At 73.3% G+C, this 13,256-nt stretch carries 15 protein-coding genes; 7 read left to right on the top strand and 8 right to left on the bottom strand.

Annotated features, from left to right (window positions below; translation table 11 throughout):
• Positions 1-12 precede the first annotated feature (12 nt).
• The 3 genes from ACIP67_RS18605 to ACIP67_RS18595 form a co-directional block, all read right to left on the bottom strand.
• Positions 13-294 (bottom strand): hypothetical protein, encoded by a 282-nt coding sequence (locus tag ACIP67_RS18605; RefSeq protein ID WP_385074284.1) that lies wholly within the window; start codon positions 292-294, stop codon positions 13-15.
• The gene (locus ACIP67_RS18600) at positions 291-566 is read right to left on the bottom strand and encodes a hypothetical protein (RefSeq protein ID WP_401692868.1); all 276 of its coding nucleotides are present in this window, start codon (positions 564-566) and stop codon (positions 291-293) included. Before ACIP67_RS18600 ends, ACIP67_RS18605 begins: the two co-directional genes overlap by 4 nt.
• 74 nt (positions 567-640) lie before the next feature.
• Entirely contained in the window at positions 641-1,078 is a 438-nt protein-coding gene (locus ACIP67_RS18595) for an ATP-binding protein (protein WP_401692867.1), read from the bottom strand.
• A gap of 198 nt (positions 1,079-1,276) precedes the next feature.
• Here ACIP67_RS18595 and ACIP67_RS18590 point away from each other — a divergent pair, with 198 nt between their 5' ends.
• Positions 1,277-2,128, top strand: coding sequence for a helix-turn-helix domain-containing protein (locus ACIP67_RS18590; RefSeq protein ID WP_401692865.1), 852 nt, complete (start codon positions 1,277-1,279; stop codon positions 2,126-2,128).
• A 10-nt stretch (positions 2,129-2,138) separates the two neighbouring features.
• Positions 2,139-2,435 (top strand): DUF397 domain-containing protein, encoded by a 297-nt coding sequence (locus ACIP67_RS18585; protein WP_401692864.1) that lies wholly within the window; start codon positions 2,139-2,141, stop codon positions 2,433-2,435.
• Here ACIP67_RS18585 and ACIP67_RS18580 read toward each other — a convergent pair.
• Together ACIP67_RS18580 and ACIP67_RS18575 are read right to left on the bottom strand one after the other, a co-directional pair.
• Positions 2,425-3,237, bottom strand: coding sequence for an endonuclease/exonuclease/phosphatase family protein (locus tag ACIP67_RS18580; RefSeq protein WP_401692863.1), 813 nt, complete (start codon positions 3,235-3,237; stop codon positions 2,425-2,427). The genes ACIP67_RS18585 and ACIP67_RS18580 overlap by 11 nt on opposite strands.
• Positions 3,238-3,318: 81 nt before the next feature.
• Entirely contained in the window at positions 3,319-3,987 is a 669-nt protein-coding gene (locus ACIP67_RS18575; RefSeq protein WP_401692862.1) for a hypothetical protein, read from the bottom strand.
• A gap of 119 nt (positions 3,988-4,106) precedes the next feature.
• Between ACIP67_RS18575 and ACIP67_RS18570 the strand changes: the two genes are divergently transcribed.
• From ACIP67_RS18570 to ACIP67_RS18555, 4 genes are all read left to right on the top strand, one after another.
• Positions 4,107-4,337: a hypothetical protein gene (locus ACIP67_RS18570; RefSeq protein WP_401692861.1), complete on the top strand. Its 231-nt coding sequence runs from the start codon at positions 4,107-4,109 to the stop codon at positions 4,335-4,337.
• Positions 4,313-4,633 carry a type II toxin-antitoxin system PemK/MazF family toxin gene (locus tag ACIP67_RS18565; protein WP_401692860.1) on the top strand — a complete coding sequence of 107 codons (321 nt, stop codon included), beginning with the start codon at positions 4,313-4,315 and terminating at the stop codon, positions 4,631-4,633. The genes ACIP67_RS18570 and ACIP67_RS18565 overlap by 25 nt, the downstream gene beginning before the upstream one ends.
• 145 nt (positions 4,634-4,778) lie before the next feature.
• Positions 4,779-7,751: an AfsR/SARP family transcriptional regulator gene (locus ACIP67_RS18560; RefSeq protein WP_401692859.1), complete on the top strand. Its 2,973-nt coding sequence runs from the start codon at positions 4,779-4,781 to the stop codon at positions 7,749-7,751.
• Positions 7,752-8,045: 294 nt separating this feature from the next.
• Positions 8,046-8,294 (top strand): hypothetical protein, encoded by a 249-nt coding sequence (locus ACIP67_RS18555; RefSeq protein WP_401692858.1) that lies wholly within the window; start codon positions 8,046-8,048, stop codon positions 8,292-8,294.
• Between the two features lie 106 nt (positions 8,295-8,400).
• On the opposite strand, the gene ACIP67_RS18550 is transcribed toward ACIP67_RS18555, so the two are convergent.
• The 3 genes from ACIP67_RS18550 to ACIP67_RS18540 all read right to left on the bottom strand — a co-directional run bounded on the left by ACIP67_RS18550 (position 8,401) and on the right by ACIP67_RS18540 (position 12,482).
• On the bottom strand, positions 8,401-8,967 hold the full coding sequence (locus ACIP67_RS18550; RefSeq protein ID WP_401692856.1) for a hypothetical protein: 567 nt from the start codon (positions 8,965-8,967) through the stop codon (positions 8,401-8,403).
• 103 nt (positions 8,968-9,070) lie between these two features.
• Positions 9,071-11,437 carry a PQQ-binding-like beta-propeller repeat protein gene (locus tag ACIP67_RS18545; RefSeq protein ID WP_401692855.1) on the bottom strand — a complete coding sequence of 789 codons (2,367 nt, stop codon included), beginning with the start codon at positions 11,435-11,437 and terminating at the stop codon, positions 9,071-9,073.
• Between the two features lie 310 nt (positions 11,438-11,747).
• Positions 11,748-12,482 carry a VOC family protein gene (locus ACIP67_RS18540; RefSeq protein WP_401692854.1) on the bottom strand — a complete coding sequence of 245 codons (735 nt, stop codon included), beginning with the start codon at positions 12,480-12,482 and terminating at the stop codon, positions 11,748-11,750.
• A 134-nt stretch (positions 12,483-12,616) separates the two neighbouring features.
• Between ACIP67_RS18540 and ACIP67_RS18535 the strand changes: the two genes are divergently transcribed.
• On the top strand, positions 12,617-13,252 hold the full coding sequence (locus ACIP67_RS18535) for a TetR family transcriptional regulator (protein ID WP_401692929.1): 636 nt from the start codon (positions 12,617-12,619) through the stop codon (positions 13,250-13,252).
• Positions 13,253-13,256: the final 4 nt, after the last annotated feature.

Genomic DNA, 13,256 nt, shown 5'->3' with positions numbered 1-13,256 from the left:
GGCCGGGGCGGCTCAGTCCACCACCTGTGGGTCGCGGAAGTAGTAGACGACCGTCACTCCCATACCCGGGGTGTGCGTGTACACGACCGTGATCGCCTCGGCCGAGTCACGGGCGAGAGGAGTGGTGTACGTGTACTCCACGGACGGAGGCCGCCAACCGGGGATCTCGCGACCGACCGCCGGGTCGCGCCCGATCGCCGTGAGCGCTTCCCGGACGGCCTCCCGCTCCCCCTCCGTCAGGTCTCCGAACGCCTTCCTCGCGGGCTCGGCCTCCTCCAGCGGGACTCCGTTCACGTACCCCCGCCTTCGGCTCGCGCGTCCTCCAGGGCGGCCATGATCTCGGGCGAGTTCCTGATCAGGATCCGGTGCCGGTAGGCCCGGACGACCGCCGCCGCGCCTTCGAAATCGTTGGTCGGCGAGGCTCCTATGGCGGCGGCCAGCTCCTCCTCGAAGCGCTCCCGGTCACCGGGGAAGCCGTAGCGGCTGAGCGCGCTGCGCAGGTCGTCCACCGTGCGAATCGCCGGGAGGGGCATCGCTCCCCAGCCGTGCTCGGGCTGTGCGCTCATGATCTGCTCCTGCTGAACGGGCGTGGCTCCGCCTTCCAGTATGGCCGCGCCCGACCGGGACGGGCATCGCGTGCTCACCACGTCCGCCCACCCCCGCAGTCCGCCCACAGCAGCTTCCCGCCCCGCGACGCGCCCAGGTGCCGGAGCACCGACACGCCCACCTCGTCGGCGCACGCCCGCACCAGGTGCAGACCCCGGCCGCCCTCGGCGTCGAGCGGGGCCGGGGCGGCCTTGTCGTCCGAGAAGCCGGGTGGGACACGGGGGTCGGTGTCCCACACCGCCACCCGGACCCGCCCCTGCCGCGGGGAGAGGACGCGCAGGGCGTACGGGCCCTCGGTGTGGCTGTGCGAGTTGGTGAGCAGCTCCGCCGCAAGCAGTTCGGCGGTCGAGGTCAGCTCGCCCATCTCGTGGGCGGCCAGGATGAGGCGGAGCGCACCCCGCGCGACACCCGGTGCGCGTGGATCACGCGGAAGGTGCAGGGTGTAGTTCCAGGACGGGGATACGGTGGCCATGGAAGTCTCCGGTCACTGAGGGGAGTTGGACGGATGCCTGGTGTCTCTGCCGCGGCGTCCCACGGTGCGCTTCCGGGCGGGGCGCCTGAGAAAGACGATAGGACGCCGCAAATGCCATTTGCCGAAATTCGAGATAGTTGGGCTTATATCTCCCTCGTGTGGGTGACCCTATGAGACATGCGTTCAGGAGGAACTGACGTGCCGGCAAGGCCCCCTCTGACGGCCCGCCGCCTCCGACTCGCCGTGGAGTTGCGCAAGATGCGCGAACGGGCGGGCATGACGGTGACCGAGGCCGCCCGCACGCTGGGCACGAGCCAGGGACAGCTCAGCAATGTGGAGTCGGGGCGTTTCGGGGTGAGCGCCGAACGCATCAGATCGCTGGCCCGCATCTACTCATGTCCGGACCAGGACTTCGTTGAGGCTCTGGTCGGCATGACCGGTGAGAAGTCCACCGGGTGGTGGGAGTCGTACAGGGAAGTGCTGCCGTCAGGGCTTCTCGACCTCGCCGAGTTGGAGCACCATGCCGTCCGGATGCGCACCGCGTACACCTCCAACATGCCGGGTCTGCTCCAGACCGCCGATCACGCGCGGGAGATCTTCCGTCACGTCATCCCGGCGCCCACCCCGCCTGAGGTCGAGCACCGCGTTTCCCACCGGCTCAAACGGCAGGGCGTGCTGTACAAGGCGCATCCGGCCCCTTACAGCACGGTCGTGCACGAAGCGGCCCTGCGCATGGGCGTCGGGGGGCGGGGTGTAGCTCGGGCGCAACTGCAGCACCTGCTCGACATGAGCGAACGGGATCACGTCACCGTTCGCGTCCTCCCGTTCGGAGTCGGCGCCTTCCCCGGATCGGGCCAGTCCATCAACTACCTGTACGGACCCGTGCCGCAGCTCGACACCGCTCAACTCGACCAGTTCCACGGGCCGGTGCTGCTCGACGCCGACGCACTTCTGCAGAAGTACCGGCATCTCCTCGACATCGTGGAGGAGACCGCCCTCACCCTCGAGAAGTCCCGCGACCTGATCCACGCCATCGCCCAGAGCCTGTGAAGGAGTCGATGTGTTCCACGAGAGCTGGCAGAAGTCGTCCTACTGCCAGGAAGGCGACGCCTGCGTCCACGTCGCGACCACGGCGCAGAAGTCGTCCTACTGCGCCCAAGGCGAATCCTGCATCCACGTCGCCACGACAGCCCAGAAGTCGTCCTACTGCGCCCAAGGCGAAGCCTGCGTCCACATATCCGCCGACCACCCCTCCCCCACCACCATCCACCTCACCGAATCCGCCGACCCCGCCCGAGCCGTGCTCTCCGCCACCCCCGCCGCCTTCGCGGCGCTGCTCGCCTCCCTCAGTCGGTGAGGTCGGCGACGACCGCCGCGTGGTCCGACGGCCACACCCCGTCGACGGGGCCGTCGCCCGCCCGCCGCACCGCCCGTACGCGGACCGGCGTGCCGGGGACGGCGCCGACGTGGACGTAGTCGATGCGGGCGCTCGGCGCGCCGCCGCGTGCGACGTACGGGTTGGCGGCGTCCCAGGTGGCCCAGGGGGCGGCCGGGTCGGCGTACTCCCAGGCGTCGAGGAAGACCTGGCCCGGCACGGCCGGGGCCGTCTTGTAGCCGCCGAAGAGGCGGATCTCGTCGGAGTCGGGCCAGGCGTTGAAGTCGCCGGTGACGATCGGCGGGAAGGGGGTGCCGCCGCGGTGGCGGGCGACGAACGCGGCGAGGGCGGTCACCTGGTCGCGGCGGACGGCCGAGGCGTGGAGGTGCGAGGTGAGGTGGGCGGTGAAGAAGGGGATGTCGTGGGCCGGGGCGGCCAGACGGGCGTAGAGGGCCGGGCGGCCGTCGTCGATGTCGGCGGGCGCCGGCAGCGGGAGGACCGCCGTCTCCGCGACCGGCCACCGGCTCAGCACCGCGTTGCCGATGTCCACCGGCGCGCCGCCGATCCGCCGCCGCCAGCGCTCGGGGGCGTGGGAGGGCGCCCAGGCCCAGTGCAGGCCGAGTTCGCCGGCGAGCCACTCGGCGAGGTTCTCGCCGTCTGCGGCCCACACCTCCTGGAGGCCCACGACGTCGGGGCGCAGGTCGCGCAGTGTCGTGAGGATCGCCTTCTGCCGGTCCTCCCAGGGCCCGAAGCGCCACCACAGGTTCCAGGTCACGACCCGCATTCCCACCACCGCCCTCATCACGCACGTCCGCCGTCATTGAAGCAACTGCCGGTGTCCGTGCGGTGAATGAGGCGTGGGGTATCAGTAGCGCTGGGCCTTCGCGACGACGGCGGTGAGCTGCGGCTCGGGGGGCTTGCGGCTGATGGCGAGGGGGTGGGCCCGGTCGCCGGGCTCGAGGTTCTCGGCGCCGACGTAACGGGTCTCCAGCACCTTGCCGTTCGCGTCGCGGAAGTCGACCTGGACGGCGTAGGAGGCGGTGTCGTCCGTGCTGTTGGCGATGTTCACGACGACGGCGAGCAGGCCGCCCGTCTCGGACCGCGGCTTGCCGGTGAGCGACACGTCGGCGGTGGCGTCGCCCTTGCCCGCGATGTCCTTCAGTTCCTGCTGGGCGGCGGCGTTGGCGCGGGCGACGTCGGCCGACACCGACGCCTCGAACGCGGAGGCCCGTGCGGAGGCCGAGGAGGCCGCGGCCGAGGCGGCCGCGCGGGCGGACTCCTTGACGGACGCGCCGAGCGAGGCGAGCGCGGAGGGGGCCTCGCCGGAGAAGGAGACGGTGCCGGCCCCCGTGGGCGTCGGGGTGAACGTGGCGCCGCCGCCGGCGTCGCCGCCCGTACCGCACGAGACGAGCGCCACCGCGCCCACGCAGCCGAGGACCAGCCCGGCGAGTGCGACGGCAGCCCCCCGGGCGCGGGCCCGGGCCCTGGCCCGTCGCGGTGGTTCCTGCGCATCCGACGTGTCGGCGCTGGTCATGCCGGGTGATCCCTTCGCGAGGTGATGACACCTTTCGTTCCGGTTATCGTGCACGCTGGGTGACGGTTCGGCCACTCAAGCGGGAGCGTCGAGGCGTCATGCATGCGTATGATGACGACATGACGCTCAACATGACGATGAGCCTGCCGGACGACGTGGCGGCCTTCGTGAAGTCCAAGGGCAACGCCTCCGCGTACACGGCGCGCATACTGCGCCGCGAGATGCTCGCCGAGGAACTGGAGAAATCCGCGCGCGTACGCGCCGAGGCCGGAATCACGACGACGGTCGCGGAGCCCGCCGAGAGCGAGGACGACACCCTGGAGCGATGGGGACGGGTGGCGGGCCGGTGAAGCGCGGGCACGTCTACCAACTGTCCTTCGCCGGAGGCCCCGCGCACGTGCTGGTCGTGTCTTCCGATGCACTCAACGCTCAGCACAAGTCGGCGACCTGCGTGCTCGTCTATCCGCAGCAGGTGCGCGAGGCCACTCTCGTGGACATTCCCGTGAGCTCCCCCTCGGCCGGCACCATCGTGCTCGGCGAGTTCCGGACGCTGTCCGCCGTCCGCTTCACCGAAGACCTCGGCCCGGTGGACGAACGGGTGCTGGAGGCGGTGGAGATCGGGCTCCGCGCCGTGTTCGACCTGTAGTCGGGAGCCGCGGTTCAGGTCGCCGGGTGTGTGAGGCGTGTGTCCGGCGCGTGGCGCCCTGTGATCGGTGCCTCGCCCGGCTGACGTTTCGGGCACGGGCAGGGCAAACTGACCCCCGTTGGTCGTGATGCCTAGGGAGACCCCGATGGACGAGGGTGTACCGCGCGTGCCGGAGCAGCGACGCCCCGGCTCCCCCGAGGGGCCGTCGGAGTTGCGCTTCGACGTGCTCGGTCCGGTGCGCGCGTGGCGCGGCGACGCGCCGCTGGCGACCGGCTCCCCCCAGCAACGCGCCCTGCTCGCCGCCCTGTTGCTGCGCGGGGGCCGGACGGCGACGGCGGCCGAGCTGATCGACGCGCTGTGGGGCGAGGACCCTCCGTCGCAGGCGCTGGCGGCGGTGCGGACGTACGCCTCCCGGCTGCGGAAGGTGCTGGACCCGGGCGTGCTGGTGAGCGAGTCGGGCGGGTACGCGGTGCGCGGTCTCGGCGAGGGCGTCCTGGACCTGGCGGTGGCGCAGGAGTGCGCGGCCGAGGCCGAGAAGGCGCGGGCGGCCGGCGACCTGGACCACGCCCGGCAGGTGCTGAACCGGGCGCTGGCGCTGTGGGACGGCGAGGCGCTGGCGGGCGTGCCCGGCCCGTACGCGGAGGCGCAGCGCGTCCGGCTGGAGGAGTGGCGGCTGCAACTCCTGGAGACGCGCCTGGAGATGGACCTGGAGCAGGGCTGCCACGCGGAGGCGGTCTCCGAGCTGACCGCGCTCACGGCGGCGCACCCGCTGCGCGAACGCTTCCGTGAGCTGCTGATGCTGGCGCTGTACCGCAGCGGCCGGCAGGCGGAGGCACTGGCGGTGTACGCGGACACCCGGCGGCTGCTGACGGAGGAGCTGGGGGTGGACCCGCGGCCGGGGCTGCGCGACCTCCAGCGCCGCATCCTCCAGGCCGACCCGGACCTCGCGGAGCCGGCGGCGCCGGCGGCCGAGGCGCCGTCCGCGCCGGCGCGCCCGGCGCAACTCCCGGCGACCGTGCCGGACTTCACCGGCCGCGCCGCCTTCGTGACCGAGCTCAGCGAGGTACTGGCCGGGGCGTCGGGCGAGGGCGGGGACACCGGCCGGGTGATGGCCGTGTCGGCGCTGGCCGGCATCGGGGGCGTAGGGAAGACGACCCTCGCGGTGCACGTGGCGCACCGGGCCCGTCCGGCCTTCCCGGACGGGCAGCTGTACGTCGACCTCCAGGGTGCGGGCGCGCGGCCGGCGGACCCCGAGACGGTCCTCGGCTCCTTCCTGCGCGCCCTGGGAACCGCGGACTCGGCCATCCCGGACTCCCTCCAGGAGCGGGCGGCCCTGTACCGCTCGGCGCTGGACGGGCGACGGGTCCTGGTGCTGCTGGACAACGCGAAGGACGCCGCGCAGGTGCGTCCGCTGCTGCCCGGGACGGCCGGGTGCGCGGCGCTGGTCACCTCCCGGGTGCGGATGGTGGACCTGGCCGGGGCGCACCCGGTCGACCTGGACGTGATGTCCCCGGACGAGGCGTTGCAGCTGTTCACCCGGATCGTGGGCGAGGAGCGGGTGGCGGCGGAACGGGAGGCGGCCCTCGACGTGGTGGCGGCCTGCGGTTTCCTCCCGCTCGCCATCCGCATCGCCGCCTCCCGTCTCGCCGCCCGCCGTACCTGGACGGTGTCGGTCCTGGCGGCGAAGCTCGGCGACGAACGCCGGCGCCTGGACGAGCTCCAGGCGGGCGACCTGGCGGTGAAGGCGACCTTCGAGCTCGGCTACAGCCAGCTGGAGCCCGCCCAGGCCCGCGCGTTCCGCCTGCTCGGCCTGGCGGACGGCCCCGACATCTCCCTGGCCGCCGCCGCGGCCGTACTGGACCTGCCGCCGGAGGACACCGAGGACCTGCTGGAGTCCCTGGTCGACACCTCCCTGCTGGAGTCGGCGGCCCCGGGCCGGTACCGCTTCCACGACCTGGTGCGGCTCTACGCGCGGGCGTGCGCGGAGCGCGACGAGTGGCCGCCCAGCGAGCGGGAGGCGGCCCTGTCGCGGCTGCTGGACTTCTACCTGGCGACGGCGGCGGGCGTCTACGCGATCGAACGCCCCGGGGACCGGTTGGTGGACCACCTGGCGACGCCGGTGTACCCGGGCCTGACCTTCCAGGACCGGCACCGGGCGCAGGACTGGCTGTACGCGGAGGCGGTGTCGCTGCTGGCCTGTGTCCGCCAGTCCGCGGCGTCGGGACTGCTCGGGCGGGCGGTCGACGCACTGTGGGCGGCCGTCGACCTGGCCGAGTCCGGCACCAACTCCAAGGCGTACGAGTCGGTCGCCTCGGCCCTGCGCGCGGCGGCGCGGGAGAGCGGGGACCCGCGCGCGGAGGCCCGTGCGCTGATCACGCTCGCCTACGCCCACAGCGTCACCGGCCGGTTCGACCTGGCCGACGAGGAGGCGTCCCGCGCCCGCGAGCTGACCAGTGCCGCCACCGATCCGCTGGCCAGCTGCTGGTCGTCCAACGTCCTCGGCGTGATCGCGCTCTACCGGAGCCGCCACGACGACGGCGAGGCCCACCTCACGCACGCCATCGAGAGCTTCCGCGCCTGCGACGACCGGCCCGGTGAGGCGAGCGCCCTGTGCAACCTCTCCCGCATCCACCTCGCCACCGGCCGGACCGACAGCGCGGTCTCCCTGGCACGGCAGGGCACGGAGATGTACGACGCCATGGGGCACGCCCTCAAGGGCGCCAACGGGCGTTACGCACTGGGTCTCGCCCTCACCCAGCACGGCAGGCTGCCCGAGGCGGCCGCGCGCCTTCAGGAGGCGCTGAAGGTGTTCCGGGACAGCCGCCAGCGCCTGTGGGAGGGCATGTCCCTGTTCCGGCTGGCGGAGGTCGATCTCGCCGCGGGACGTCCGGCGCAGGCCGCGTCGAGCGCCGAGACCGCCCTCACCGTCCTGCGCGGCATCGGCGGCGACTGGCGCCGGGCCAACGTGCTGCTCGTCCTCGGCCACGCCCTGAGCGGCATCGGGCAGTCCGGGCGGGCCCAGGTGTGCTGGCGCGAGGCCCTGGAGTCGTTCGAGGCGCTGGGAGCGCCCGAGGCCGACTCCGTCCGCGCCCTGCTGAAGCCGCTCGCCGTGGCCTGAGCGCGGTGCCACGGCCGCGCGTGCGGTGACACGGCCGCGGGGCGGTGCCACGGCCGCGGGGCGGTGCCACGGCCGCGGGGCGGTGAGAGCGGGTCCCCGACCGGACGTTCATCGTTCGTTTATCGCCGCCCGGCAGGCTCGTCGTGTCGTTCCGTCGCGTCGGGGGGCAGACGGGGCGACCTGGGCCGTTGCACTACGGTGAGCGGTCACCGACACCTGTCCGGCGGCCCTCGGGGGAGCTGCCGGGCAGGTGATCATTTCAGGGCACCCGAACTGTCAGGGGAGGCACTCACCATGAGCGACACCATCGGCACCGAGAACATCCACGCCACGGACGCCGCGGCCACGGCCGTGGAGACGAAGAACATCCACGCGACGAGCGAGCCGCTCGTCGCCGCGAACCCGGTCGAGGCGGCCGCCGGGACCACGGAGACCACCGGGACCACCGCGACCGCGGAGACCACCGGAACCGTGGAGACCGCCGAGACCGCGGAGACCGCGGAGACCGAGGGCAACATCCACGCCACGGGCGAGCCGGTCTGACCCGGACCTCACCGGAACGGGTATCGGCCGCGGCGGCGCGGAGGGGAGCCGCCGCGGCCGACGTGTGTCCGCAGTCCGTAGGCCCGGTTTCCGGTCGGGCGGCCGGTCAGGCTTCCGGCTGGGCGGTCGGTTCGGTCTCGCAGTGGTCGGGGGCCTCGCCCGCGGCCTCGGCGTCGAACGCCACCCGGACGCTCTTCGTGTCGTACGCCGGCACGTTCACGGTCTGCTGGGCCGAGTCCAGCATCGAGTCGTTCTCGTCCAGGAAGTACACGAAGAGCGCGAAGTCGTGGGCGGCGGCGTTCGGGTTGGTGACCTCGACGGTGGCGTACGGATCGTCCGCGGTCGCACAGCTCACCACCTCCACCGTGGCCGGCTCCGGCGTGGCCGTCGAGGAGGAGCCGGAGCCGCCCGTGTCAGCGGTGTCGTCACCGGTGACGTCGTCGTCGTAGTCGTGGTAGCCGCTCGAACCGGACGACGTCTTGCCGACGCTCGACGACGAGCTGTCGTGGTCCTGGCCGGAGCTGCTGCACCCGCCCCCGCCGCCGTCCGAGCCGCTGTGGCTGCTGCTGCCGTGACCGCGTGCGGTGGAGAAACCGGTCAGCGCCAGCACCACCAGTGCGGCCACGGCGGTGAGCCTGAGCCCGCGTCCTCGTGCGTGTCCCCGTTGATTCATGATCGCCACTTTAGGCAACTTCTGTCACGGCCATGTCACCAGGGGGCGACCGGCGGGCGCCCGGCGGACCTCCGGCCGCACCGGGGCGGCCCGCACGGCAGTGTCACGCCGTGCGGGCCGTCCCCGTCCCCTTCTCCGCGTCCAGCGCGTACACGCACCGGTCCTTGCTGCACGCGTACACCACCCCGTCCCGGACCACCGGCGAGCCGGTGATCTCGCCGCCGGTCGCCAGCTTCCAGCGGAGCCGGCCGTCGTCGGCCTTCAGGGTGTACAGCAGGTGGTCGGTGGAGCCGAAGTGGATACGGCCCTCGGCGACCACGGGCGCGCCCACGATGTCGCCGCCCGCCTGGAAACGCCACTTGGGCGTGCCCGTGACCGCGTCCAGGGTGTAGAGGCCCTTGCCGCTGCCGACGTGGACGTGGCCCGCGGCGACCAGCACCGGGTCGACCGAGGAGCGGGCCTCGGTGGCGATGCGCCAGCGGTCACGGCCGTCGGTGGCGTCGAGGGCGTAGACCGTGCCGAGGTAGTCGGCGAGGTAGACGCCGCCGCCCGTGACGGCGGGGCCGGGCACGAAGGCGGGCGGGGAGAGGAAGACCGCCGGGGCCTCGAAGTGCCAGCGCACCATGCCGCTCGCCACGTCCACGGCGAGCACGCGGGTGCCGGCGGAGATGTAGGCGTAGCCGTCGGGCGCGGCGGTGACACGGACCGGGACGCCGCCGCAGGAGGCCGAGTCGCCGATCGGGTACGACCAGCGCTCCTCGCCCGTGCGGGCGTCCAGGGCGCGCAGCCGGGCGTCCTGCCAGACGTAGACCGTGCCGTCGTGCAGGGCGGGACCGGCCTCCGGGGACTCGAAGTCGGTCTGGCAGCCGGTGACCTCCCACAGCCTCTGGCCGGTGGAGGCCTCCCAGCCCTGGACACCGCCGCCGCGGGTGCCGGTGACGACCGTGCCCCGCTCGGCCTTGAGGCAGTACACCCAGGCGTCCGTGGGCAGCCGCCACAGGTCGGTGCCCTCGCGTGCGTCCAGCGCGAAGAGGGTCGGGCCGTCGGAGGCGTGGACACGGCCGTCCGCGACCGCCATCGACCAGGCCACGTCCCGTGTCTTGAAGCGTCGGCGGCCGGTGGCCACGTCGAGGGCGTGCACCTCGAAGGAGGTGACGTAGACGAGGTCGCCGTCGACGGCCGGGGTGCCCCAGACGTCGTTCGACATGCGGAACCGCCAGGGCCGCCAGCCGGGCGGGCTCTCCGGGGGCGCCGGCGGGGCGGCCGGGGCGGCGGTCTGGTCGGCGCCGTTGACACCGGGGCGCGGCCGGGACCAGGAGGCGACCAGCCCGGGCTCGGGCACGGGCGCCTTGACGGCGGCGGTGGCGCGGACGTCGGCGACGACCGGGCCGGGGCCGATCGGGACGGCCGCCCCGGCCAGCCGTACGGGGCCGGTGCCGGGGGCGCCGGCCCCGACCGGCGCGGGCGCCGGGACGACGGGGTCGTGCGAGGGCGGGGGCGGTACCGCCGGGCGGGCCGGGGCCGGGGCCCCGCCGCCGCGGCCCGCGGCGGGCGCGGCGGGCTTGGCGGGCGGACGGCCGCCGCGGCGGGTCTCGATGAGGGCGACCGCCTTCTCGGGCAGCCACGCGGACGCCGTACCGCTGTCGTCGGAGCCGGAGCCGAAGAGGTGGGGGGCGAGCTGGGCCTGGAGGTCGGCGGGGCTGGGGCGGCCCGGCGCGTCCATCTGCATGCAGGAATCGATGAGCGGGCGCAGCTCGTCGGGCAGGCCCGCCAGGTCCGGGCCCTCGCGCAGCAGCATGAAGACCGTCTCGACCGGGTTGGCGCCGTGGAACGGGGGGTGGCCGGTGGCGGCGAAGACCAGGGTGGAGCCGAGGGAGAACACATCGCTGGCGCCGGTGACGCTGCGCGAGTCCTTGGCCTGCTCCGGGGACATGTAGGCGGGGGTGCCGACGGCGACGTTCGTCATCGTCAGACGGGTGTTCGACACGCCGGAGGCGATACCGAAGTCGATCACCCGGGGGCCGTCCTCGACGACCAGCACGTTGGACGGCTTCAGATCGCGGTGGACGAGCCCGGCGCCGTGGATGGACTGGAGGGCCTCCGCGACGCCCGCGGCCAGCCAGCGCACCGCCTGGGCCGGGAGCGGCCCGCACTCGTTCACTATCTCCTCGAGCGAGGGCGCGGGCACGTACGCGGTGGCCAGCCACGGCACGGCGGCCCGCGGGTCGGCGTCGACGACCGCGGCCGTGTAGAAGCCGGAGACCGCCCGCGCCGCCTCCACCTCGCGCGTGAAGCGCACGCGGAAGAGCTGGTCCTCGGCGAGCTCGGTGCGGACCGTCTTGATCGCCACGCGCCGGCCCGAGGCCGAGCGTGCCAGATAGACCAGCCCCATGCCGCCGGCCCCCAGCCGTCCCAGCACCTCGAACGGCCCGATCCGCCGCGGATCGTGCTGCGTCAGCTGATCCACCACTTGCCTGCCACCTCCCCGTACGAGCCGCGTCACCCGCATGTGTACGCGACCGAAGTGCCGCGACCGAAGTGCAGCGTCTCACCACCGCACCGCCCTGGCGGCACGCACCCCGATTCTTCCTGGCCGGGCCACCGGTTGCGAACCCGCGGACAATCGGGGTGTCTCCTTTCATATACCGGCAAAGAGCGCGGTTGTCCCGGTGAACGCGACGCTTGTACCGGCCAACGACACCGGCCGACGCCGCCGGTCGACGCCCCCGCCGACGACACCGGCCGATGCCCCCCGCCGGCGACACGGGCCGCGGCGCGGCTCAGCGCTGGAGCAGCGCGAACGACGCCCCCTGATTGTCGGTGACGACGGCCACCGTTCCGTAGGAGGCGGTGAACGGGCCCGCCTGCACGCGCCCGCCGAGCCGGCTCACCGCGCCGAGCGCCGCCTCGCAGTCCTCCACGCCGAAGTGGACGAGGAAGTGGGGCGGCATGACCTCCGGGAAGACGTCGGCGACCGGCGCCCGGCCGAAGTCGGGGTCGGCTCCGGGGCCGAAGAGGGCGTCGTGGAAGAGGTGCCCGTAGAAGGTGTTCACGATGTCGGTGTCGCGGGCGTAGAGCTGCGCCCAGGCGAAGGCGCCGGGCCGGTGCCGGACCCCGAAGCCCCGGTGGCCGCCCGGCTGCCAGAGGCCGAAGACGGCGCCCTCGGGGTCGGCGGCGAGGGCCGCGGTGCCCAGGCCGCCGACCGGGAACGGCGCCGTGACGAGCTGCCCGCCGGCCGCCCGGATGCGGCGGGCCGTGGCCTCCGCGTCCGGGGTGGCGAAATACACCGTCCAGACGGTGGGCATCCGGCCGTCCGTCTTGGGGGCGAGCGCGGCGACCGGCTCGCCGTCCAGCCGGGCCCATACCGAGGCGCCGTACGCCGAATCGAACGTCCATCCGAAAAGCTCGCCGTAGAACCGGCGCCCCGCGTCCACGTCGGGAAGCTGAGCGTCCACCCAGCAGGGGACGCCCTCCGTGACTCCCTGTGCGCTCACCGATGCCCTGTTTTCGGCCATGCAGCCAAACTAACGGCGGTTCCCGCAACCCGCAGACCAGGCACAGCGTCGCCCGAAGCCCCTCGCACCCCATTTGCAGTCGGCCGAATCGCGCTCGGATCACCCCTCGGTAAGCTGACGACATGACAGGACAAGTGCGTACCGTCGACGGCCGCGTGGCCGGTCGGCGCGGGCAGGCGACGCGGCAGAAGTTGCTCGACTGCCTCAGCGACATGCTCAGCTCATCGCCTTACCGGGACGTCAAGGTCATCGACGTCGCCCGGAAGGCGGGCACTTCGCCCGCGACCTTCTACCAGTACTTTCCGGACGTCGAGGGCGCCGTCCTGGAGATCGCCGAGCAAATGGCCGCCGAGGGCGCCGGGTTGACCGAACTGGTCGGCGGCCGGTCGTGGGTCGGCAAGGCCGGCTGGCAGACCGCGCAGGAACTCGTCGACGGCTTTCTGGAGTTCTGGAAGAAGAACGACGCCATCCTGCGCGTCGTCGAGCTCGGCGCCGCCGAGGGCGACAAACGCTTCTACAAACTGCGCATGAAGATCCTGAACTCGGTGAACAGCTCCCTCGCGGACGCCGTCGCCGAGTTGCAGTCCAAGGGCAGGGTCGACAAGGACGTGAACCCGGCCGCGATCGCCGGGGCCCTGGTCGCCATGCTCGCGGCGGTGGCCTCGCACCAGAAGGGTTTCCTGGCGGGAGGCGTCAAGCAGGCCGAGATCAAGCCCAATCTGGCGTTGTTGGTGCACCTGGGCATCACCGGCAGGAAGCCGACGAAGTAGCCGC

It is taken from the genome of Streptomyces sp. NPDC088812, assembly GCF_044750285.1.
In the GTDB taxonomy this organism is placed as follows: Bacteria; Actinomycetota; Actinomycetes; order Streptomycetales; family Streptomycetaceae; genus Streptomyces.
Note: the sequence above shows the minus strand (reverse complement) of the source record. Positions and strands in the feature narration are given on the sequence as shown.